The sequence below is a fragment of the Longimicrobium terrae genome (assembly GCF_014202995.1).
Classification (GTDB): Bacteria; Gemmatimonadota; Gemmatimonadetes; order Longimicrobiales; family Longimicrobiaceae; genus Longimicrobium; species Longimicrobium terrae.
Genome location: NZ_JACHIA010000017.1, coordinates 39349 through 60913, shown reverse-complemented (window position 1 = coordinate 60913; position 21565 = coordinate 39349). Strand labels below are relative to the sequence as shown.

The 21565-nt window shown below is 69.8% G+C and carries 19 protein-coding genes; 3 read left to right on the top strand and 16 right to left on the bottom strand.

Annotation, left to right across the window (positions count from 1 at the left end; genetic code table 11):
• Positions 1 to 120 precede the first annotated feature (120 nt).
• Entirely contained in the window at positions 121 to 738 is a 618-nt protein-coding gene (locus HNQ61_RS21205; protein WP_170038842.1) for a TetR family transcriptional regulator C-terminal domain-containing protein, read from the bottom strand.
• A gap of 145 nt (positions 739 to 883) precedes the next feature.
• On the opposite strand from HNQ61_RS21205, the gene fabF reads away from it, so the two are divergent.
• The gene (gene fabF / locus HNQ61_RS21200) at positions 884 to 2152 is read left to right on the top strand and encodes a beta-ketoacyl-ACP synthase II (RefSeq protein ID WP_170038844.1); all 1269 of its coding nucleotides are present in this window, start codon (positions 884 to 886) and stop codon (positions 2150 to 2152) included.
• A 447-nt stretch (positions 2153 to 2599) separates the two neighbouring features.
• Here fabF and HNQ61_RS21195 read toward each other — a convergent pair whose 3' ends face one another.
• The 12 genes from HNQ61_RS21195 to HNQ61_RS21145 all read right to left on the bottom strand — a co-directional run bounded on the left by HNQ61_RS21195 (position 2600) and on the right by HNQ61_RS21145 (position 13979).
• A complete protein-coding gene (locus HNQ61_RS21195; RefSeq protein ID WP_170038846.1) occupies positions 2600 to 4321 on the bottom strand; it encodes a glycoside hydrolase family 43 protein in 1722 nt (573 codons plus the stop codon).
• Between the two features lie 71 nt (positions 4322 to 4392).
• Entirely contained in the window at positions 4393 to 7302 is a 2910-nt protein-coding gene (locus HNQ61_RS21190) for a glycosyl hydrolase 115 family protein (protein ID WP_183685790.1), read from the bottom strand.
• A gap of 500 nt (positions 7303 to 7802) precedes the next feature.
• Positions 7803 to 7931 (bottom strand): lasso RiPP family leader peptide-containing protein, encoded by a 129-nt coding sequence (locus tag HNQ61_RS21185; protein ID WP_170038848.1) that lies wholly within the window; start codon positions 7929 to 7931, stop codon positions 7803 to 7805.
• 45 nt (positions 7932 to 7976) lie between these two features.
• Positions 7977 to 8099, bottom strand: a complete 123-nt coding sequence (locus HNQ61_RS29310) for a hypothetical protein (RefSeq protein WP_276510326.1) — start codon at positions 8097 to 8099, stop codon at positions 7977 to 7979.
• 62 nt (positions 8100 to 8161) lie between these two features.
• Positions 8162 to 9973 (bottom strand): asparagine synthetase B family protein, encoded by a 1812-nt coding sequence (locus tag HNQ61_RS21180; protein WP_170038850.1) that lies wholly within the window; start codon positions 9971 to 9973, stop codon positions 8162 to 8164.
• Positions 9970 to 10377 (bottom strand): lasso peptide biosynthesis B2 protein, encoded by a 408-nt coding sequence (locus HNQ61_RS21175; RefSeq protein ID WP_170038852.1) that lies wholly within the window; start codon positions 10375 to 10377, stop codon positions 9970 to 9972. Before HNQ61_RS21175 ends, HNQ61_RS21180 begins: the two co-directional genes overlap by 4 nt.
• A complete protein-coding gene (locus tag HNQ61_RS21170) occupies positions 10374 to 10691 on the bottom strand; it encodes a PqqD family peptide modification chaperone (RefSeq protein WP_170038854.1) in 318 nt (105 codons plus the stop codon). Before HNQ61_RS21170 ends, HNQ61_RS21175 begins: the two co-directional genes overlap by 4 nt.
• Positions 10692 to 11128: 437 nt before the next feature.
• On the bottom strand, positions 11129 to 11584 hold the full coding sequence (locus tag HNQ61_RS21165) for a hypothetical protein (protein WP_170038856.1): 456 nt from the start codon (positions 11582 to 11584) through the stop codon (positions 11129 to 11131).
• Positions 11585 to 11650: 66 nt separating this feature from the next.
• A complete protein-coding gene (locus tag HNQ61_RS21160) occupies positions 11651 to 11986 on the bottom strand; it encodes a hypothetical protein (RefSeq protein ID WP_170038858.1) in 336 nt (111 codons plus the stop codon).
• 92 nt (positions 11987 to 12078) lie between these two features.
• A complete protein-coding gene (locus HNQ61_RS21155) occupies positions 12079 to 12522 on the bottom strand; it encodes a lysozyme inhibitor LprI family protein (RefSeq protein ID WP_221305276.1) in 444 nt (147 codons plus the stop codon).
• A 129-nt stretch (positions 12523 to 12651) separates the two neighbouring features.
• Complete coding sequence (locus tag HNQ61_RS21150; RefSeq protein WP_170038862.1) at positions 12652 to 13008, bottom strand: hypothetical protein; 357 nt, start codon at positions 13006 to 13008, stop codon at positions 12652 to 12654.
• 251 nt (positions 13009 to 13259) lie between these two features.
• A complete protein-coding gene (locus HNQ61_RS21145; protein WP_170038864.1) occupies positions 13260 to 13979 on the bottom strand; it encodes a FadR/GntR family transcriptional regulator in 720 nt (239 codons plus the stop codon).
• 216 nt (positions 13980 to 14195) lie between these two features.
• Here HNQ61_RS21145 and HNQ61_RS21140 point away from each other — a divergent pair, with 216 nt between their 5' ends.
• Entirely contained in the window at positions 14196 to 15185 is a 990-nt protein-coding gene (locus tag HNQ61_RS21140; protein WP_170038866.1) for an aldo/keto reductase, read from the top strand.
• A gap of 542 nt (positions 15186 to 15727) precedes the next feature.
• On the opposite strand, the gene HNQ61_RS21135 is transcribed toward HNQ61_RS21140, so the two are convergent.
• The 3 genes from HNQ61_RS21135 to HNQ61_RS21125 are packed head-to-tail and all read right to left on the bottom strand — an operon-like array spanning position 15728 to position 20689.
• Positions 15728 to 16921 carry an endo-1,4-beta-xylanase gene (locus tag HNQ61_RS21135; RefSeq protein WP_170038868.1) on the bottom strand — a complete coding sequence of 398 codons (1194 nt, stop codon included), beginning with the start codon at positions 16919 to 16921 and terminating at the stop codon, positions 15728 to 15730.
• A gap of 8 nt (positions 16922 to 16929) precedes the next feature.
• The gene (locus tag HNQ61_RS21130) at positions 16930 to 18360 is read right to left on the bottom strand and encodes an MFS transporter (RefSeq protein WP_170038870.1); all 1431 of its coding nucleotides are present in this window, start codon (positions 18358 to 18360) and stop codon (positions 16930 to 16932) included.
• Positions 18361 to 18388: 28 nt separating this feature from the next.
• Positions 18389 to 20689 carry a glycoside hydrolase family 3 N-terminal domain-containing protein gene (locus HNQ61_RS21125; RefSeq protein ID WP_170038872.1) on the bottom strand — a complete coding sequence of 767 codons (2301 nt, stop codon included), beginning with the start codon at positions 20687 to 20689 and terminating at the stop codon, positions 18389 to 18391.
• Between the two features lie 115 nt (positions 20690 to 20804).
• On the opposite strand from HNQ61_RS21125, the gene HNQ61_RS21120 reads away from it, so the two are divergent.
• Positions 20805 to 21290: a TonB-dependent receptor plug domain-containing protein gene (locus HNQ61_RS21120; RefSeq protein ID WP_170038874.1), complete on the top strand. Its 486-nt coding sequence runs from the start codon at positions 20805 to 20807 to the stop codon at positions 21288 to 21290.
• Positions 21291 to 21565 lie beyond the last annotated feature (275 nt).

Below are 21565 nucleotides of genomic sequence, written 5' to 3'. Positions count from 1 at the left end.
GTCCGGCAGTGTGTGAATGCCGCACCGCCCACTGGAGCCCGTCACGAATCCGCCCGGCTCTCCACCCGCTGGCGCTCGCGCGCGTGCGCGAGATTCATGGATGGCACGGGACGCAGGCGCTCAACTCCCCGCGCCGCTCATCTCCCGCGCCTGCCTGCGAAGCCGGTCCGCGGCGGTGGCGAGGAACCGCGGGTCATCGTACAGCTTGGTGAGCATGAGGGCGCCTTCGAAGGTGGCGACGATCATCTCCGCTTCCTCGCCGGCGTCCAGCCCGGGCCGGAACTCGCCGGCCGCCATGCCTTCTTCGATGATCTCCCGCGCGTACCCGATCATCTGCTGCATCCCCGCGCGCGCGCGCAGAAGCAGCGCCCGCGGCCCATCTCCCGGCGCGTCATCCGTCTCCACCGCGGTGTTCAGGAGCGGGCAGCCGCCCGCCACCACGGGGTCCTGAACGATGCTGGCCAAGGCGGCCCCGAAGGCGGACAGGCGCGCGGCCGCCCCCCGCTCGGCCTCCACCCGCGACCGCACCCGGTGCCGGTACAGCGCCAGCGTGTGATCAAACGCGGCGGCGGCAAGTTCGTCCTTGCCCTGAAAGTGCCGGTAGATGCCCCCGCGCTCCAGCCCCGTGGCCTGCACCAGATCGGCCACGCTCGTGGCCGCGTAGCCCTGGCGGTTGAAGAGCGGGGCCGACGCGGCGACGATGTGCTCGCGGGTACGTTCTCCCTTGGTCTTTGGCATGCATGGAATAAGAGGACGATCATTCCCTTCCGCAAGCGGTCGCGGTTGACGGGATGAATCCACGCATCTAAAATGAGAACGATCATTCTCTTTTGATGCGGACCTGACGAGCCGGCCGTGTCATCATCCCCGATCAAGATCAGTGATGCCAACGCAGCGCACCCCCGGCGAGCGGGTCGTGGTCACCGGGCTCGGAGTGGTTTCCCCCGTAGGCATCGGGGTGGAGGAATCGTGGAAGAACCTGATGGCGGGCGTGAGCGGGGCGGCCACGATCACCGCCTTTGACTCCTCCGCCTTCAGCACCACGTTCGCGTGCGAGGTGAAGGGATTCCGCGCCACCGACCACATGGACCGCAAGCTTGCCAACCGCACCGACCTGTTCACGCACTACGCCGTCGCGAGCGCGGCGGAGGCCATTCGCGACGCCGGCCTGCGTCCGGAGGCCATGACGCAGGACGCGCGGGACCGCACGGGGGTGATCTTCGGCTCCGGGCAGGGCGGGCTTCGCACCTTTCAGGAACAGACCCGCGCGTACCTGGAGGGCGGGCCGCGCCGCCTGTCTCCGTTCTTTGTTCCGATGATGATCGTGGACATGGCGCCGGGGATCATCTCCATGCAGTACGGCTTTCGCGGCCCCAACCATTCCGTGGTTTCCGCCTGCGCCACGGGAAACCATAACCTCGCGGACGCCATGATGGCCATTCAGCGCGGCGAGGCGGACGTGATGATCACGGGTGGGAGCGAGGCGTCCATCTGCGAACTGGGACTCGGGGGATTCGCCGCCATGCGCGCGCTTTCCACCCGCAACGACGCCCCGGAACGCGCGAGCCGCCCCTTTGACGCGGATCGCGACGGGTTCGTGATGGGCGAGGGCGCGGGAGCGCTGGTGCTGGAATCGCTGGCGCACGCCCGGGCGCGCGGCGCCCGCATTCATGCCGAGGTGCTGGCCGTGGGCGCGGCGGCGGACGCGTATCACATGACGGCGCCGCACCCCGAGGGTGCGGGCGCGGTGCTCGCCATGCGGCGCGCGCTGGCGCAGGCGGGAGTGAATGCGGGCGAGGTGGGCACCATCAACATGCACGGCACGTCAACGCCGCTGGGCGACGCCAGCGAGAGCGCGGCGATCCGCACGGTGTTCGGGGAGCACGCCGACCGCATTACGCCCACATCCACCAAGAGCATGACGGGGCACATGCTGGGCGCGGCGGGAGCGATGGAGGCCGTGGCCAGCGTCCTGTCGCTGGTGCACCAGGCGGTGCCGCCGACCATCAACTTTCAGTGGGCGGATCCCGGCTGCGATCTTCCGTACGCGCTGAACCAGGCCGTGCACCGCCCCATTTCCTTGGCGCTCAGCAACGCGTTCGGATTTGGCGGGCACAACACGACGGCGGTGTTCCGCGCGTGGGAGGAGTAGGGCCGAGTCCTCCACGGCCCCCACCCGGGCCGGCACCACCGGCCCACCCTCCCCCAAAAAAGACTGGGGGAGGGTTGAGGGCGGCGGATGGCTCGGCGCGGGAAAGCGGAGATCGGAGCGGACGCGGGGATCGGGAGCGGATGAATCCGCGGAGGCGGAGTGCTCGTGGGTGCAGAGTTCGTTGGAGCGGATGGATCCGCGCGGCAGGCGTAGTGCAGGTGGGCGCGGAGTGCGTTGGAGCGGATGATTCCGCGCGGGAAGCGAAGATCGGAGCGGCCGCGGGGATCGGGAGCGAATGAATCCGCCGCTCCAACAGCGGTAAGCCCCGACTCGTGGCCGCTGACGCGTCCACGATCGGGGCTTCAACTGCGTTCTGGAGTTCCAGAGCGGCTGCGGGAGCGGGTCCGCGGAGGCGGATCGCGTCCGTCGTTGCCGCGGGGCGGTCGCCTATCGTGCCGAATCCGAAGCGGAGTGGGCGTACATCCCCAGCATGGTGCCCACGAAGCCGCCGGCCACCTTGGTGCTGAGCACGGTACCGTCCGCGTCGTCCTTGAGCACCGCCCACTCGCCCGGCCGCGTGCCGTACGAAAACGCGTACCCGTCGCCGCGCGCCTCGACCTTGAGGTAGACGGGGCCATCGGCCGGGACCGTCAGCGGCGCGGAGGCGATCACCGTGGCGGGGGCGTCGCCGGAGCGCTGCTCGAGCTGCACCACGGGGCGCCCGTCGCGCCGGGCGACGCTCAGCAGGTAGAAGTGCTTGTCGTCGTGGAACGCGGCGAGGCCGGCGCGGTCGCCCTCCGCGCGCGGCGTGTAGCGCACGGCGGTGGATGCCGATCCGTACGCATGCTGCTGCCGCCTTCCCACAAAGGAGGGCTGCGCGCCCACGTCGCCCAGCACCGCCGCGCGCGGACGCAGCACCAGCGCGCCGGACGACAGGGCGTGCCAGTGTTCGCGCGGGGTGCGGATGAACACCCACTCCGGCGCGAGCGCCGCCCCATCGAACTCGTCGCGGTGCGTGAAGTTGCCCGTCATGGGGATCGGCGGCGCGGGCTGGGCGGGCAGATCGGGACGGCGGCCGGCGTACGGCACCGTCGCGTCGCCGCGCAGGATCTCCGGCCAGCCGTCCTCCGTCCATCGAACGGGAAGCAGGTACGTCTCGCGGCCGTTGTTGTAGTGGTCGCCGCGGTACGGGCGCACGCCCAGGAAGACCGCCCACCACTCGCCGCGGGGCGTCCGCACGAAATCCGCGTGGCCCGTCGTGGTGATGGGCAGCGGGCGCGCGGGGTCTAGGTGGCGCTGCGTGAGGATGGGATTCTCCGTCCACGGAATCCACGGTCCCCACGGCGAATCCGCACGGAACACGACTTCGGAGTGCTGCTCCGCCGTGCCGCCTTCCGCGCAGATCAGGTAGTAGCGGCCGTCCACCTTCAGGATGTGCGGCGCCTCGATCCAGATCGGCTTCCTGGCCAGATCCACCCCGCCGTTCACGATCAGACGCCGCGGGCCGGTCATCCGCTGGCTGGCGGCGTCGAATTCCTGCATCCAGATGGCGCGGTGCCCCTCGTACAGCGGCGCGCCGATGGGCGGACCGTTGTTGACGATGTACGCCTTGCCGTTGTCGTCAAAGAAGATGGAAGGATCGATGCCGTCCACTTCCGGGAGAAAGACGGGATCGGACCATGGCCCGCGCGGATCGGTGGCGGTGACGATGAAGTTTCCGCCGCGGTCCACGATGGTCGTGATCATGTAGAAGGTGCCCGCGTTGTAGCGAATCACCGGGGCGAAGATGCCGCGCGAAATGCCGGCGCTGTCCAGGTTCAGCTGCGACGGACGGCTCAGCACATGGCCGATCTGCGTCCAGTTGACCAGGTCGCGGCTGTGAAAGAGCGGGACGCCCGGAAAGTACGCGAAGCTTGATGTGACCATGTAGTAGTCGTCGCCCGCGCGCGCGATACTGGGGTCGGGATAGAAGCCGGCCAGCACGGGGTTCAGGTACTCGTTCGCGCCCGCGCGGTTCTGGCGGAAAGCGGGATCGTCGCCCATGTACTCGAACCACTCGAAGCGCGCGTCGGACGGCTGCGCGGTGGCGGGTTCCGGCTGGGCGGTGGCGCAGGCCGCCGCGAGCGGAAGGAGCAGGGCGAGCGGGCGGAGGGCGGACGGTGCGCGCATCGGGCGGACGGGTGCGGGAGGAACGAAGGTGCGGCCGCGCGGCGGGATGCCGGGCGGCCGGAAGCGCGGAGTCAGGGCGCCCGGAAGCTTTCTGGCGGGCCCAGGTAGCTGGGCTTGAGCCCGCCGGTGTTCACCACGATGCGCTGCAGCACCAGGCCGGGATCCACCATCCAGAAGCGCAGCACGTGCTCCCCCGCCGCGTCCACACGGTGGCGGCTGATGGAAACGTTGATATTCTGCGCCACCATCTGCTCCCACGCCGCGTTGCGGTCGCCCGCGCGGCTGCTGCCGTCCGCGTGCGCGTTTACGATGACGGGCGCGCCGCCATCGATCGACACCGCGTAGCGCAGCCCCTCGCCGCCGCGCGTGTCCAGCGAGGGCGAGAAGTACGCGCGCACCTCCACCTCGCCCGGGGTGAACAGGTGCATGCGGTATTCGAGGGACGGCGTGCCGCGGCCCGGCGTCTGGCTGGGCGCGTCGATGGGCACCGTCATTCCGCTCAGCGTGCGGCCGATCTGCGGAATCCGCGTCCAGCGGATGGCGCCCGCGTTCACGGCGCGGGTGTAGTGCTCCGCCTCCATCGCCACCACTCCCCCGCCCTCCACAAAGCCGCGCACCTGCCCGCGCTGTGGCGTCTGGGGATTGTGGATGACGGCGTGGACGACGACTCGCCGGCCATCCGCCCCCGTGATCGTCACCGGCACGCGCTGGATGCCGGCGGGCGCGCGATCCCAATCCACCGAGACGGTGATGCGCGTTTCCGCATCCACCCGCCCGGCGGACGGCGAGACGGTCACCCACGGCTGCGCGGATGCGGCGGAAAAGGCGAACGGCACGGAGCCGCGATTGAAGATCTCGATCCACCGCGTCTGGCGGGAAAAGGCGTCCATCGGCGGGAGGACGGCGGTGTCGCGCGAGGCCGGCCACCACGCGTCCGATCCCTCGACCGCCACGCCCATTTCCGCCATCACCGGCACTTGGATCACCTCCACGCGCGGCATGACGTTGCGCGGTGGCTCCTGCCAGTAGGTGTAGCCGATGTGGGTCTGGTCCATCATGTGGGCCCACTTGCCGCCCGCGATCTCCGTGTTGTACCGGCGGGAAAGCGCGGCGTCCGTCTCGAAGCGCGCGCGCACGCGGTCCGCAAAGGTGTTGGTGGACGCCCGCCCCTGCCGCGCGTACAGGCGGTTGCGCGCGGCGGAGACGTAGAGGTCGTGCAGGTTGGCGCTGGCGTGAACGGGATGGAGAACGAGCTGGAAGTACGCATCGCGCGCGTCCGCCGGCAGCAGCGCGCCAATGCGCTCCGCCTCCGCGGCGAGGGCGGCGTACTCCGAGGTGACGCGCTCCGCTTCGTTGTACGCGGTCAGGCCGTAGGTGGCGGTATCCAGCAGTTCCGGCTTGCGGCGGCTGTTGAAGCGCGTGTACTCGCTCAGGATGCGGGCGATGGCGTCCGCGTGCTCCGCGCCGAACTGCCGTTGCGCCCACTGCCGCGTCCACTCGGGAATGCGCTCCGCGGGCCAGGCCTCCGGATTCCACGCGTAGTCCAGAAAGAAGGAGATGGGCATCTCCATGGGCTTGATGTCGCCGACGTTCACGATCCAGATGCGGTCCGCGCCCTGGCGCCACGCACCGTGCATCTGCTCCCACACGCGCGACACCTGGGTGGTGTTGATCCACTTGTAGTTGCGCGGCCCGCCCACGTAGTCGAAGTGGTAGTACACACCGAATCCGCCCGAACGCGCACGGTCCGCCGCGCGCGGCAGGCGCCGGATGTTCCCCCAGTTGTCATCCGCAAAGAGCAGCGTCACGTCTTCCGGAACGCGCATTCCCTGGTCGTAGTAGTCCTGCACCTCCTTGTACAGCGCCCACACCTGCGGCTGTGCGGACGGATTGCGCCCCGTCACCTCGCCCAGAATCGTGCGCTGGTCCGCCACGATCCGCTCCAGGAGGGCGATGGCGGTGCCCTGCGTCATGGGCTCGTCGCCGTCGCCGCGCATGGCGAGGGTGACGATGCTCTCGTTGCTCCCCATCCGCCGGATCCCCTCCCGCCAGAACGCGCGCAGGGAACTGTCGTTGGTCGCATAGTTCCAGACACCGCCCCCCCCGAAGCGCCGCCACTCGTCGTGGGCGCGCATCATGGGCTCATGGTGGCTGGTGCCGATCACCACGCCGTATTCATCCGCCAGCCGCGCGTTCTGCGGATCATCCGCATAGAAAGCGCTCCCCCACATGGCCGGCCACAGATAGTTGCCGCGCATTCGCAGGATGAGCTCGAACACCTTTTCGTAGAACTGGTGATTGAACCCGCCGAACCGTTCGCGCGCCCAGCCGCTGAGCGCGGGCGCCTCGTCGTTGATGAAGATGCCGCGGTAGCGCACCGCCGGTTCGCCCAGCGTGTGCCGCGCGGGGGAAACGTGCAGTTCTGGCTGATGACGGACGGGGACGTCGGCCCACCAGTACCAGGGCGAGACGCCGATCTGCTGCGAAAGTTCGTAGATGCCGAAGATGGTACCGCGCCTGTCGCTGCCCGCGATCACCAGCGCGCGGTCCACGCCGGGGAGGGGCCGCTCGATGACCTGCAGCACGAACGTTTCCCACTTTCCCGCCACGGCCGACACGTTCAGCTTTCCCGCGCGCACCAGCCCGTCGATGACCGGATCGCTCCCCAGCGTGCCGACGAGGACGATCTGCCGCGCGGCGGGAACGTCGCCCACGGCCAGCTCGGGCGCGGCGCCCGTCACCCGCTCGATGTCGGCGCGCAGGTCGCGCGCGGCGCGCACCACGCCCGCGTGCTCCCCCGCGGACACGTGCAGCGGCACCGGCCGCCCGCCCGCCGCGAGAGCGAACCGCGACCGCTCCGCGCGGTCCGTGACGTAGGGCGCCGCCTGCGCGGCGGCGTCCCCCGCCGCCAGCAGAAGCGCGCCGAGGATGATGAGGGCGCGGCGCGGGAGAATGGAGACGAGCGAAAGAAACCGGGGCATCAGCCGTCCATGCGGGACAAGTTCGACGTGTGAGCCTGATTCATAATATGACTTGATGCCCTGACACAAGGCTTTTGTCCCCCGGGATGACAATCCGCATGAATCCGCATCCACAAGGCGCCACGAACGGGAGCGGTGAGAAGGACAACTCATCCCGTTTCGGAGGGTGTGGCGCGGCGGCCGGCAGCCCTCTCCCCCCGGCCCCCTCTCCCGCAAGCGGGAGAGGGGGAGACCTCAGCGCGGGCGGCGGATGCGGCACACGTCCCATGATGCAGTTTGAGCTCTGATTGTGGACGCGACAGCGGACGATTCGGGGGGCCCGCTGTCCGAGGCGGCGGATTCGTTCGATCAACGAAGGCATGGAGCGTGGTGCGATCTTCGCCGCGCCCGCCGAACGATCCATGACACGGATGGCCATCTGCCGACCCGGAGTGATTGACGAGAAACGGGGAGCAGCGGAGACATTCTCCGCTGCTCCCCGTTCATTCAGCCCCGCGCGATCAGGGGAGCGGCGGAATCCAGTAGTTGATGAATTCCGCCACCTTGCCGCGCTGCCCCAGCGTCTTTTCCACTGCGGTGCCATGCGCAGTGAGGGTCGGCGCCGTGTACGGCTTCTTGTGGTTCTGCATGCGATCCTCCGAGTCTGGTCGGTGAACGCCGGCGGCCCGGGCGGGCTACCGGAGAAAGATGAAGAAGCTGATGAACTCCGGCCGGTTGCCGAAGCGTCCCAGCGTCTTCTCCACGGCGCCGCCGAGACGGGTGAGGGTCGGGGCCGTGTAGCGCTTGCGTGCTTCCATCGTGCACCTCCGGTCTGGGTTGAACTACGCCGCCGCGGCCGGGCCGCGGCGGCCTTCACGCCTTACGCCGCGACGGCGTCCCGCGTCTCCGCACGCACCGGTGCCCACGCGCCGGCGCGCACCCGCAGCCATGTCTCCAGCGACAGCGTGCCCAGCAGGTGCGACAGGTTGTCCACCTCGCCCTGCCGCGCGCGCTCCACCGCCGCGCGGAGTGCGTCCGCATCAACCCACCCCGCCTGCGCCACCCACGGGTCGCGCAGCAGCCAGCCCACGCGCGGCGCCTCGTGCTGCAGCGCCCACAGGATGCGCGCGTCGATGCCGCCCTTGCCGCGGCGCGTGCGCACCGCCTCGGGGAGAATGCCGCGCATCGCCTCGCGCAGCACCCACTTGGAGCCCCCGGGGCGCACGCGCTGCTCCACCGGCAGTCGCAGGCAGAACTCGGCCAGGCGGCGGTCCAGAAAGGGGTAGCGCACCTCCATCCCCTCCGTGAACGGCCCGCGTTCCAGCTGCCCGGCCAGGATGCGCAGGTAGACGCCCGTTTCGTCGCTCCACACGCGCCCCGGGCGCGAGCGGGGGCGCGCCGCTGTCATTCCCGCGCGGCGCGCGAACCGCTGCTGCACCCAGGCGGGCGCCGCCGGCCGCGCCCCCGCGCCGCTCAGCGCGGCGGGAAGCAGGGGACGGAGCGCGTCGCGCCACAAGCCGTGGTAGAAGGACTGCCGGCGCGCCACCGCGTGCAGCGTCACGGTCCGCAGCGCCTCGCCCACGCGCCCCGTCCGCAGCAGGTCGGCGGCAAAGGTGCCGGGGCCGTCCAGGTAGTGGTCGGAGCCCTGCCCGCTCAGCATCACCCGCCCGCCCGCGTCGCGGACGATGGCGCACATCCGCCGGTCGCGCGCCCAGTACGGGAACATGGGGCGCGGCTCATCCGTGGCGACGGGCGGCTCGCCATCGTCCTGCCAGGGCCAGGGGTCGCGGACGGACTCGCCGCGCACGTTCCACCGCCGCAGCACCTCATCCGAATAGCGCGTCTCGTCCCCATCCCCGAGCGAGTCCACCACCGACACCGTTCCCGCCAGCCCCGGCGCTTCTCCCGCCTCCGCCAGCCACTGCGCCGTGGACACGACCGCGGACGAATCCAGTCCGCCGGAAAGCTGCGACCACGTTTCGCCCGGCGCGCCCAGGCGGACGCGCACCGCGTCGGCGAACAGGCGCCGCACCTGGGCGGCGGCCTCCGCGCCGTCCGCGTGCCGCGCGGGAACAAAGTCCTCCGCCCGCCACCAGCGCCGCTCCTGCACCCTGCCCTCCGCGGCGACCAGCACGCCGCCCGGCGGAACGGCGCGGCGCCCTTCCCACAGCGTGCGCTCGGGGTTGCTGCTGCCGCCCAGCAGAAAGCCCGACACCCACGCCTCGTCGTAGGCCGCGTCCTGGGCCAGCGCCTCCAGCCGGGAGGCGATGCGGAGCGTGCCGCCCGCCGTGGCGTGAAAGAGCGGGCGGACGCCGAACGCGTCGCGCGCGGCCACTAGGGTGCGCGTGCGGCCATCCCACAGCACCACGGCGAAGTCGCCCGCCAGCATGGGGATGCAGTGCTCGCCGTGCACGTCAAAGAGCGCCAGTACGAACTCCAGGTCCGGCGCGTCCGGCCGCACCGGCGCGGCGAAGCGCAGCAGGTCCGCGCGGTTGTCCAGCCGCACGTCTCCCGCCGCGGCCAGCGCGCCGCGCCGGGCGGTCAGCGGACGCAGCACGGGCTCTCCGGCGGCGGCGCAGAACGGTCCGTCGCTGATGACCGAATGCGCCGCGATCCCCAGATGGCGCAGCCGGCCCGCGGCGTCGGCGGACGGGGCCGCGTCGGGCGACAGCGTGCAGACGAACGCGCTCATGCGGGGGCGACGGGCATGGGAAGGAACTTGGCGACCGTTTCCGCGTCCTCGTTCACCGGCTCGCCGTGGAGTTCCACCCAGGCGTGCGCGTGAAAGGGCGACGGGGTCACGCCCAGCCGCAATTCCGCCGGGACGCCGCGGCGGCGAAGGAGAAGGTAGAGCGACAGCGACTGCTCCAGGCAGACGGCGCGGCCGGGAAAGAAGGCGCCCGCGACGGCCACCCGGTGCGCCGTGCGCTCCGGCAGGTCCGGATCAAACCCCGCCACGGGCGCGCGCTCCGCCATCCACCGCGCGCGGGCCACCGAGCGCCCGAATCCGCGCGTCTTGAGGTGCAGGCGCACCGCGAGCAGCGTGAGCATGGAGCGCAGCACGCCCGGTGCTTCGGGAGATGGACGGCTGGTCATCCTTCCACCACCAGTCCGGCTGCGCGAAGGCGCGAAACAAGCTCTATCGTGTCGCGGCGCAAGACGTCCGCAGGCGCGTCGTACTCCGCGGCGAGCGCGCCCGCCACCTCGTTCAGCGACGATCCGCCGCCGAGCAGCTCCCACAGGCGCGTGCCCACCTCGTCCAGCCCGAAGTACGCGCCGCCGCGGTGATCCAGCAGCACGGTGCGGTCTCCCTCGCGCGTGGACGTCACCTGCGGCGAATGGCGGAAGCGCGCCTCCGGTCCGGGCGCCGCGGCGGTCGCTGCGCTGCCACGGCGAAACAGGTTCAGCACGAGACGTCCTTTCTCAAGCGCTCAGGCGAGCTGCGCGTGGGGGAGAGTCACTGTCGAAATCTGTCTGATTCCATGATTACAGGGGGACGGAAGAATTGTTCCAGCGCCGCGGGAAGGGTTCGGCGTGGACAGTTGGAGAGTGTGCGGACGGTGCCGGGGTGGGCCCTCACCCCGCGTGCTGCGCACGACGACCCTCTCCCACGAACAGATGTGGGAGAGGGAGCACACCCCAGACCTGTGTGGCGGATGGGCTTCGCTGCGCAACGCCGTGCCTCGATACGGCTATGATCGACGGATTTCTGCGATGCCGCGCGGCCGGCGGCCACGCTGGACGGAAAAGAGGATGCGGGGCCGAAGCTCCGCATCCTCTTTCGTTGTCGTGGCTTGAGCGTTCGACGACCATCGGCCGCACCACGGTTCGGCGGCTTCGGTGCAGGCTAGCGGAAGAGTTCCTTCACCTCACCATCCAGGTGCACGCTGCGGGGCGGACGGCCGTCGCGGATGCGGATCTCGTTTCCTTCATCGACGGGAAGATCATAGATGATTCGCTCGCCTTCAATCCGCGACGGCGGACCGGGGACGTCGTACATCCCCATGTAGCCCTCCACGTTGGAGATGAAGATCAGCCGGTGCGTCATCCGATGATTTCCGAACACCCGCTGGTAGTAGTAGACGCCCACCCCGCCCTGCGCGGACCGCACGCATCCCACCAGCCGGATGGACGCCGCGCGATCGATGATCCCGCTGAACCCGCCGCGCGTGAGGATGGAGGCGAGTTGCGCACGCGACGTTACGTGACTTCGGTCGCAACCCTGCTCGCGGGGGGTGGGGTGTGGGGCGCCGGCCGGGGCGCATCCCAGCACAACGCACAGGCCCAGCAATGCTCGCATCATGATCGGCCGAGGTGGATGGCGGTGGATGGCATACGTCTGCGGCAAACGGATGAGCCTGGAGCTTGGCTAGAGGATCAGGAACAACAGCGGCGCGGCAAGAAAGAACGCGGCCATCCCGCCCAGGACACCCGCGCCGATCCGCAGCAGCGCGCTTTGTTCGCGCCGGGCGACGGCAAGTACGCTCAGCAACGTCGCAGTCACGTAGACGGCGCTGAACACCGCCATGAATTCCCGCGACGCGTCAGCATAGAATCCCGTGACCATCCACGTGAGCGAGCATGCCACGGTCGCCGCGACGGCGAGGATCGGGATCCAACGCCTTGCGTGCGCATGGCTGAACCGATCAGCCAGCAGGCTGAGCAGAATCACATGCGCCAGTCCCACCGCCAGTCCGCCATCCATTTCGGTCCGGAGCACAGAGTGTGGTACCCGTGCGATCGCGCCCCCTCCGCCGGCCGAGCGCTGGCCAGAGGGAGTGTGCACGCGCACGAGCATCATCCATTCATGGTAAACTGCTCTTTTTCGGCACGCGTCCGTTCACGCGTCAGGCGGATCTTGCAGAGCATGATCGACATGCCGCCCAGACTCCCTCCCTGGTACGACTGGTACAGGCTGAGACAGAGCAGGTCGCGATACTCGGTCCCGGCACGGGCCGCCCGCCGGAATGTTGCGGCCGCCACGGAGTCCGGAAGCGATTGCAGGATCGCGGCTTCCGTGCGGCGCAGCTCGGCTTCCGCCATCGCCAGTTCGCGCGCCAGGCACGCATTCTTTTCCACGATGGGCATCGGCGCGTCGCACTCCGGCCGGGCCTGCGCGAAAGACTGGCCAACGGCGGGCGAGGCGGCTTGGGTTTCACGTACATCGACGCTGCCCTCGCGAGGCGCGTGGCACCCGGCGAGCAGCACGATCGCGAGAGCCGGCCAGGCCGGCATCCGCATTGATCGATCTCTCGAGTGCACGGAGTTGCTCATCCGGTGGCGCGATGAGAGCCGCCCGATCGCGCGGGATGTCATCATCGATGGACTTCGATACTGGTGAGGATGGGGCAACGCCGCGGGAGCTGATGATCACAAGCGCCGCCAGGGAACGACCTTCGCCCCGGCTTCTGACGGCCGCCAGCTGATTTCGCCGAGCGGAACGCCCGCGCGGGTGAAAGCCGCCATCGGCCGTGAATCGGCCTCCCTGCCCAGATTCTCCCCACAGAATGCGGTGAACAGGGCAAGGTACACGTCCGCTCCCCCAAAGAAGCGGGTGCAGACGGGATCGCGGTGCGCGCGGCGGGCGTACTCGGCGGCGTTGCCGCTGACGGATGCGGGGACCTCCGCGGGAGCCACCTCGTACAGCGTGTCTCCCGCAGGCAGGCCGAACGTGCGGGCCGCGGCCAAGCCGGGGATCATGAAGCCGGGCTCGGCGGGAGCCGTCACCCGCGCTCCGGCACCGGCACACGCCTGAACCATGATGGCGAGCAGGAGCAATCGGCGGACTCCCATCGAGGAGCCTGCCGAAACGGTTCGGCGCATCATCCTCCCCTCCGGGATTGTCGCGGCGATTGCATTCGCGCTCACGCGGTCCAGCGATGGAGGCCAAAGTTCGTTCGGCGACGGAAAAGGAGGGCATGGCGGACGCCGATCGTCCACCCTGCCCTCCTCTTTTTCCCCGCCGCCGCGTCCGCGCGCTACTTGACCGGGTGCTTCTCCGAATCCCAGCGCAGCAGCGCCTTGTGCACGCCTTCCAGGTGCAGCCGCATGCGCTCTACTGCCAGCGCCTCGTCGCGGGCCTCCAGCGCGGCCAGGATCTCCACGTGCTCCTCGTGGTCGCGGCGGCGCGAGCCGAAGATGTCCAGAATCAGCCGCTGCTCTTCGGCAAACAGTTCGCGCAGCACGTCCAGCAGCTGCGTGAGCACCATGTTGCCGCTGCTGAGCGCGATGGAGCGGTGAAACTCCATGTTGATACGGTTCAGCAGCGCGTCGTCGTCCAGGCTGCGGCCGGCATTGTCCAGCAGGCTGCGCAGCTCGGCCAGGTGCTCGGCCGTGGCGTTGCGCGACGCCAGCGCCACGGACTGCACCTCGATGGGGATGCGCGCCTGGATCAGATCCAGCAGCAGCTTCTTGGTGACCTCGCCCGCGTAGCCGGGGCTGGCCAGCACCAGCACGTCGTCGCTGCGGGTGACGTACACGCCGGAGCCGTGGCGGATCTCCACCGTGCCCATCGTTTCCAGCTTGCGCAGCGCCTCGCGGACGGTGGGGTGCCCCACCTGAAAGCGCTGGGCCATCTCCATGATGGTGGGAAGCCTGTCGCCCGCCTTGTACCCGGACGTCTGGATCAGCTGCCAGATCAGCTGGGCCAGCTTGTCGGCCAGGCTCTGCTTCATCACCGGCGCCAACGCGTCTTTCATGCACACCTCGCTCGGGTCGCGGCGAATGCCCGATGACCAGAATCGGACCGTTCGCCGGCACGTTGCCGTCCCCGCCCGCACGACGCTTGCAGAGACCCGCAACAGATCAGATCATAATAACAGTTCCGGGGCCCCGCTCCAAACCGCGCCGTCCGTACGGCGGCCGTCGCGAAACGGGGGCCGCGCGTTCCCTCACCTCAGCGCGGGAAGACCGACGTGGAGCATCGTGAACTGGGCCGCACCGGGTGGAAGGTGTCGGCCATCGGCTACGGCGCCTGGGCCATTGGCGGCGACGCCTGGGGCCGCACCGACGACGCCGAGTCGCTGCGGTCGCTGCACCGCGCCATCGACCTGGGCGTAAACTTCATCGACACGGCCGACGTGTACGGCGACGGCCACAGCGAGCGGCTGATCGGCCAGGTGCTGCGCGAGCGCCCGGGCGAGGAGCTTGTCGTCGCCACCAAGGCCGGCCGCCGGCTGGACCCGCACGTGGCGTCCGGCTACGACCGCAGAAACCTGACGGCCTTTGCCGAGCGCAGCCTGACGAACCTGGGCGTGGACCGCATCGACCTGCTGCAGCTGCACTGTCCGCCCGGCGAGGTCTACCACATGCCGGAGGTGTTCGGCGTGCTGGACGACCTGGTGGCGGCGGGAACGATCCGCCACTACGGCGTCAGCGTGGAGCGGGTGGACGAGGCGCTGGCCGCCATCCGCCACCCCGCCGTGCAGTCGGTGCAGATCATCGTCAACATGTTCCGCCTGAAGCCCGCGGAACAGTTCTTTGCCGCCGCGCGCGAGGCCAGGGTCGGCATCCTGGCCCGCGTTCCGCTCGCCAGCGGGCTGCTGAGCGGAAAGATGCGCGCGGACACGCCGTTCTCCGCGGAGGACCATCGCCGCTTCAACCGGCGCGGCGAGGCGTTCGACCAAGGCGAAACGTTCAGCGGGGTGGAGTTCGAGGCCGGCCTGGCCGCGGTGGAGGAACTCCGCGCGCTCGTTCCTGAAGGCGCCACGCTGGCGCAGGTGGCGCTCCGCTGGATCCTGATGTTCCCCGAAGTGACGACCACCATTCCCGGGGCCCGCGACGCGCGGCAGGCGAAGGCCAACGTGCACGCCGCCGGGCTTCCGCCGCTCTCCGCCGAGGCGATGGCCAAGGTCCGCGACGTGTACGATCGCCACTTCCGCGCCGCGGTGCATCCGCGCTGGTAGGGCGAGGCGGAAAGGTTCGGGCCTGCACGTACTTTAGAGCAGGAACCGGCGTTTCAGGCTCGCTGTGGAAGACTTTGCTCATCGCCGGACTGTGAGGCCCCTCCCCCGACCCCTCCCCGTGCAAACTGCCGCACGGAGAGGGGAGAACTGCGGGTCATCACGTCCCGGATGGTTCGGCGCGGCGGCGGGCAGCCCTCACCCCCCGGCCCCCTCTCCCGCAAGCGGGAGAGGGGGAGACCTCAGCTCGAGGGCGACGTTCGGCACGTCCCCCGCGCTGTTGAGCGGTTGAAGCCCCGAACGGGGCGCGAATAGCGCCGTGTCGGGGGGTCCCGCTGTTAGAGCGGCGGATTCATTCGCTCAGAAGATCCTGCGCCGCGCTGGTGCTCGCCATCCGCGTCGAACCCTCCGCCCCGCCCAACCCTCCCCAGTCTTTTTTGGGGGAGGGTGGGCCGGTGGTGCCGGCCCGGGTTGGGGCCGCCCGCGAACCCTCCGCGCACCGCCCATCCTGCCCGATGGACGGCGCGGGCGGCCGGTCGAACGCGCTACTCCGGCTCCGACTGCGTGGCCGTGGCCGCCTGTCCGCCACCGGGCGAGGCGGCGCGCAGGACGGCGAAGAAGGCCGCCTTGGGCTCGCCGCGCCACCCAAAGAGCAGCGGGTGGTTCGTCCGCCCGCGCAGGGGCCAGTCGTTGAGCCACGAGTCATCGTCCGACACGCCCCAGAACGTCACCCGCTTCACCACGTCCGATCGGCGGCGGTACAGGTCAAAGAACTGCGCGTACCGCTGCGCCAGCGCCTGCTGCACCGAGTCCGGCATCCCCAGCACGTACGGGTTCGACTCGCAGTTGCACCCCGCCGCCTCGCCGCGCGCCGAAATCTCCGCCGTGTTGCCGGGCACCACGCGCGGCAGCACGTCGATGTCCAGCTCGGTGATGGCCACCTTCACGCCCAGGTCGGCGAACGCGGTGATGGTGCTGTCCTCTGCGGCAATTGTCGGCCAATCCATCTTGTGGTGGCCCTGCAGCCCCACCGCCGTCACCCGCACGCCCTGCCGCTGCAGGTCGCGGATCAGGCGGACGGCACCGGCGCGCTTGGCGGGATTTTCCAGCGAGTAGTCGTTGTAGTACAGCTCCGCCTGCGGATCGGCCTCGTTGGCGAAGCGGAACGCCTGCGCGATGAAGTCCGGGCCGATGATGTTGAGCCAGGGCGAGCGGCGCAGCGTGCCGTCCTCGTCCAGCGCCTCGTTCACCACGTCCCATCCCCCGATGCGGCCGCGATACCGGCCCACGACGGTGTGGATGTGGTTGCGCATCCGCGCCAGCAGCGTGTCGCGGCTGGCCGGCGAGCCGTCCGCGTTCTGAAAGACCCACGCGGGCGTCTGGCTGTGCCACACCAGCGCGTGCCCCACGATGAACTGCCCGTTGCGCTCCCCCAGCTCCACGTAGCGGTCCGCCGCCTCAAAGGCGAAGCGCCCCGGCTGCGGCTGCGCGGACTCCCACTTCAGCAGGTTCTCCGGGCTGATGGCGCTGAAGTGGTGGCGGATGATCTCGCCGCCGCGCAGGTCGCGCCCGTACACCTCGTCCAGGTTCAGCGTGGTTCCCATCCGCAGGCCGGGGTACGCGGCCTTGAGCGACGGGAACGACGACACCGGCGCGGGCGGCTCCATCCGTCCCGGCTGGGCGGCCAGCGCGGCGGGCAGGAGAACCGCGGCCAGGGCGCCGCGCGTCTGCATCTTCATCATCATCCTCACGGTGCGCTGGCGATGGGCGTGTGCGAAAAGGCGCGGCGGCGGGCGGCAAGCTCATCCGCGATCGTGGTTTCCATCCGCCGGTCGATGCGGTAGAAGCAGAGGATGACAGTGCACAGGCCGAAGGCGATGGCCGGGTACACGCTCATGCTCATGCGGATGCCGTCCAGCGCCCGCGCGCTCTGCTCCACGTTGGGAACGTAGCCGTAGGCCGCCAGCAGCCATGCCCCGATCGCCCCGCCGAAGCCCAGCCCCGCCTTGAGCGCGAACACGATGGCCGAGAACACGATGGCCGTCGCGCGCCGGTTGTTCTTCCACTCCGAGTAGTCCGCCACGTCGGCCATCATCGCCCAGAGCAGCGGGATGGTGAATCCGTACGCGAACTGCCGCAGCATCTCCGCCGCGAACATCATCGTCACCGCCTCGCGCGGGATGACGGCGAACGCGGCCGTGAACAGCGTGGTGAACGCCAGCCCGCCGATGAACAGGTTGCGCTTGCCGTAGCGCAGCCCCAGCGGCTTGCTGAGGATGACGCCCAGGATCGTCGTCGCCGTGCCCAGCACGTTGAACATGCTGAACAGGTTTTCGCGCCCCACGTAGTAGCGGAAGTAGTAGAACACCGTCCCGCCGCGCAGGGCGAGGGTGATGAAGAGCACGAGCGTCAGGACGAACATGACCAGCCACGGCCGGTTGCGTCCCAGGTCCGCGAAGTCGCGGCTGACGTTCTGCTCCTGGTCCGGCGGCGGAAGAATCCGCTCCTTGGTGGTGGAGAAGGTGATGAAGAAGAAGGCGATGGCCAGGACGCTGAAGATGCCCATGGTCCACTGGTAGCCCACCGCGTCGTTGCCCTGGCCAAAGTAGTTCACCATCGGCAGCGCCAGGCCCTGGATGACGAGCTGGGCGAGCATGGCAAAGATGAAGCGGTACTGGCTCAGGCTGGTGCGCTCGCCCACGTCGCCCGTCATCACGCCGCTGAGGGCGGAATAGGGGAGGTTGTTGGCGCTGTACACCATCATGAGGATGATGTAGGTGGTGTAGGCGTAGAACAGCTTCCCGCTGGGCGACAGGTCCGGCGTGGTAAAGGTCAGCAGCCCCATGATGCCGAAGGGGACGGCCGTCCACAGGATCCACGGGCGGAACTTGCCCCAGCGCGTGTTGGTGCGGTCGGCGATGATGCCCATCACCGGATCGAACACGGCGTCGAACACGCGCACTACCAGGAACAGCGTGCCCGCCGCCGCCGCCGAGATCCCGAAGGTGTCGGTGTAAAAGGCAAGCTGAAAGATGATCATCGTCTGGAAGATGAAGTTGGCCGCCGTATCCCCCAGGCTGTAGCCCACCTTCTCCCGTACGGAAAGCTTCTCGGTTCCATCCGCCGCGCGCGGCCCGGACGCCACCGGGACCGCGGCCGCCTCTATCGTCTGCGCCATGCGTGTGCTCTCTGGTGTGTGGGGCGGATCAGCCGGTGACCCGCAGAACGACCGTCTGCAGGTCCGCGTCGCGCGACGAGGCGCCCACGCGGATTTCAAACTCGCCGGGCTCCACCACCCGGTTCATGCGCACGTCCCAGAACGCCAGCTGCTCCGGGCCGATGGGGATCTGCACCGTCTCCGTCTGCCCGGGCTGCAGCGTGACGCGCCGGAATCCCTTGAGTTCCTTGACGGGCCGCGTGACGGAGCTCACCCGGTCGCGCACGTACATCTGCACCGTTTGCGTCCCCGCGCGGTCGCCCGTGTTGGTCACGTCCGCCAGCACGCGCGTGGTTCCGTCGATCCCAATCTCCGCGTCATCCAGCCGCACGTTATCGATCGAAAACGTCGTGTAGCCGATGCCTTCGCCGAACGCCCACAGGGGAGAGGCGTCGTCCCACAGGTAGCCGCGGCGGGCGGAGGGCTTGTGGTTGTAGAAGACGGGCAGATGACCCACGGAGCGCGGAAAGCTGATCGGCAGGCGTCCCGACGGATCGGCGTCGCCGAAGAGGATTTCCGCCACGGCGTGCCCGGTTTCCTGGCCCAGATACCAGCATTCCAGGATGGCGGGCGCGTGCTCCTTGATGGCGGGAAGCGCGAGCGGGCGGCCGTTGAAGAGGAGGACGATGACGGGCTTTCCCGTCGCGATCATGGCGTCCACCAGTTCCTGCTGCCGCCCGACCAGATCGAGGGAGGTGCGGTCGCCCATGTGCGCGCGCGACCACGCCTCGCGCGACGTCTGCTCGTTCTCGCCCACCGCTACGATGATGACGTCCGCCAGCGCGGCGATCTCCACCGCTTCCGCGATCTGCTTGCGGTCCTGCTTGGGATCGGAGGCGACGACCGCGTCCTCGTTCCACGAGCCGCCGACGGTGATCTTGCAGCCTTCGGCGTAGAGGACTTCGACGGATTCGCCGGCACGCGCGCGGATGCCGTCCAGCACGCTGACAGTGCGCGGGGGGACACCGCTGTAGCCGCCCAGCAGCGCGCGCCCCGCGTTCGGCCCCACGACGGCGATCGTCGACAGCTTGGCCGCATCCAGCGGAAGGACGCCGTCGTTCTTGAGCAGGGTGATGGACTCGCACGCGGCCTGGTGCGCCAGCTTCCGGTTCTCCTCCGAGCCCACGACGCGCTCCGCCTCCGCGGGATCGACGTACGGATCGTCGAACAGCCCCATGCGGAACTTCCACAGCAGCATGGGGGCGACCATGTCGTCCAGCTGCGCCTCGGAAAGCGTTCCGTCCGCCACCAGTTCGGCCAGGTGGAGGTAGCAGTCCGGCTCGGGGAACTCGATGTTGACGCCGGCGCGGACGGCCAGCGCGCACGCCTCGCGCTTGTCGGCCGCGACCCAGTGGCCGTGCGTGTCGGGGCGGTCGTTGAGTTCCCAGATGGCGTAGTAGTCGCTGACCACGAAGCCCTCGAAGCCCCACTCCTGGCGCAGCACGTCACGCAGCAGCCACTCGCTGGCGTGCGACGGAACGCCGTCCACCTCGTTGTAGCTGGCCATGACGCTGGCCGCCCCGCCCTCGCGGATGGCCGCCTCGAACGGGGGGAGAAAGACTTCGCGCAGTTCGCGCATGGACACGTTCACCGGGGCGCAGTTCATTCCCGCCTCCGGCTGCCCGTGCGCGACGAAGTGCTTCATGGTAGCCAGCACGCGCGTGCCGTCCTGAAAGCTCGCGTCGCCCTGAAAGCCGCGGACGGCGGCCACGCCCATGCGCGAAACCAGGTGCGGGTCTTCGCCGAACGTTTCTTCCACACGGCCCCAGCGGGCGTCGCGCGCCACGTCCACCACCGGCGTGAGCGCCTGGTGCGTACCGCGGACGCGGGCCTCGTGCGCCGTCATGGCGTACAGCGACTCCACGAGTTCGGGATTCCACGTGGAGGCCAGCGCGATGGGCTGCGGAAAGCTCGTCGAACCCACGGCCGCCAGCCCGTGCAGGCACTCCTCGTGAAAGATCACGGGGATGCCGAGGCGGCTTTCTTCGATGAAGAACTTCTGGATGGCGTTGGTCAGCTCGGCCATCTGCCGGGGGCCGCGGCCCTTTTCCGGCTCGTGCCCGCTGCCGCCGGCGTCGCTGGGGCGGCCCACCTGGCCGATGCCGTTGCCGTCGGCGAACGCCGCGCGCGCCTTGTCCGCGCTGAACGCGCCGTGCTCATCCACCAGCGTCTCGGCCTTCTTCTGCCAGACGCACATCATCTGCGCGGCCTTTTCGTCCACCGTCATGCGGGACAGCAGGTCCGCCACCCGCTCGTGCGCGGGGACTCCGGAATCGCGGTAACGCGTCATCGTGCTCCGAAACGCTTGTGATTCACTGTGCGAAGAACCATCGTGTTCATGCCCCGCCGCCGTTCCGGCCGCGCGGCCCTTCCCCGCCCCGCCGCCCGCGGCGGAAAGGACGTCCATGCACCCGCGCTCCCGTCCATCCGCCGTCCTCCGCGCCGCCGCCGTGCTGGCGCTGTCCGCCTGCGCGCCGTCCGTCGCGCCTGGACCGCAACCCGCGCCCGAGGAGGAGCAGGTGGGCACCGGCTACGGCACCGAGCGCCGCGCCACCAGCACCGCCGCCGTCTCGTCGCTGGCGGAAGACGACATGCCCCGGGGCGGCAACACCACGCTCGTCGAGTTGCTGGACCGCGTGCCCGGCGTGACGGTGAACCGGCGGGGCGGCGGGCAGTTCACGGTTCGCGTGCGCGGCTCGCGCACATTCGCGGGGAGCGACGAGCCGCTGTTCGTGGTGGATGGGATGCCGCGGACGCTCACCTCGCTGGAAGCCATCGCGCCGTCCAGCATCGTGCGCATCGAGCTGCTCAAGGACGCGGGCACCCTGGCCGGGTACGGCGCGCGCGGCGCCAACGGGGTGATCCTCATCACCACCCGCGACGCGCCCTGACCATCATCCCGCGGCCGCATGACGGCCGGCCGCGGTCCATCCTGCAAGGGCGCGGATCAGGATCAACCGATCCGCGCCGTTTCCATCACCCTCGCCCGACCCGCGTTCCCTCGCGGCGCTGCGTGCCGCTGCCGCGCCCGGGTTGAGGCGTGGCGGACGGTAGATCCTTCGGCCCGCATGGCCCCGGTTCGTGGGCCGGTCCGGCGCGCCCGGGCCTCAGGATGACGCCGATGGCGTTTGACTGCGTGTGTCGCCGTCCCTGCGCCGAGAGGCGT

Excerpts from the sequence above, each read along its gene's own strand:
- HNQ61_RS21205 (WP_170038842.1), bottom strand. The coding sequence starts at position 738 with ATGCCAAAGACCAAGGGAGAACGTACCCGCGAGCACATCGTCGCCGCG.
- HNQ61_RS21145 (WP_170038864.1), bottom strand. The coding sequence starts at position 13,979 with ATGAAAGACGCGTTGGCGCCGGTGATGAAGCAGAGCCTGGCCGACAAG.
- HNQ61_RS21190 (WP_183685790.1), bottom strand. The coding sequence starts at position 7,302 with ATGCCCCGGTTTCTTTCGCTCGTCTCCATTCTCCCGCGCCGCGCCCTC.
- HNQ61_RS21155 (WP_221305276.1), bottom strand. The coding sequence starts at position 12,522 with ATGCGGATGCCGGCCTGGCCGGCTCTCGCGATCGTGCTGCTCGCCGGG.
- HNQ61_RS21130 (WP_170038870.1), bottom strand. The coding sequence starts at position 18,360 with ATGGCGCAGACGATAGAGGCGGCCGCGGTCCCGGTGGCGTCCGGGCCG.
- HNQ61_RS21180 (WP_170038850.1), bottom strand. The coding sequence starts at position 9,973 with ATGAGCGCGTTCGTCTGCACGCTGTCGCCCGACGCGGCCCCGTCCGCC.
- HNQ61_RS21185 (WP_170038848.1), bottom strand. The coding sequence starts at position 7,931 with ATGCAGAACCACAAGAAGCCGTACACGGCGCCGACCCTCACTGCGCAT.
- HNQ61_RS21125 (WP_170038872.1), bottom strand. The coding sequence starts at position 20,689 with ATGACGCGTTACCGCGATTCCGGAGTCCCCGCGCACGAGCGGGTGGCG.
- HNQ61_RS21175 (WP_170038852.1), bottom strand. The coding sequence starts at position 10,377 with ATGACCAGCCGTCCATCTCCCGAAGCACCGGGCGTGCTGCGCTCCATG.
- HNQ61_RS21160 (WP_170038858.1), bottom strand. The coding sequence starts at position 11,986 with ATGGATGGCGGACTGGCGGTGGGACTGGCGCATGTGATTCTGCTCAGC.
- HNQ61_RS29310 (WP_276510326.1), bottom strand. The coding sequence starts at position 8,099 with ATGGAAGCACGCAAGCGCTACACGGCCCCGACCCTCACCCGTCTCGGC.
- fabF (WP_170038844.1), top strand. The coding sequence starts at position 884 with ATGCCAACGCAGCGCACCCCCGGCGAGCGGGTCGTGGTCACCGGGCTC.
- HNQ61_RS21165 (WP_170038856.1), bottom strand. The coding sequence starts at position 11,584 with ATGATGCGAGCATTGCTGGGCCTGTGCGTTGTGCTGGGATGCGCCCCG.
- HNQ61_RS21120 (WP_170038874.1), top strand. The coding sequence starts at position 20,805 with ATGCACCCGCGCTCCCGTCCATCCGCCGTCCTCCGCGCCGCCGCCGTG.
- HNQ61_RS21135 (WP_170038868.1), bottom strand. The coding sequence starts at position 16,921 with ATGAAGATGCAGACGCGCGGCGCCCTGGCCGCGGTTCTCCTGCCCGCC.
- HNQ61_RS21195 (WP_170038846.1), bottom strand. The coding sequence starts at position 4,321 with ATGCGCGCACCGTCCGCCCTCCGCCCGCTCGCCCTGCTCCTTCCGCTC.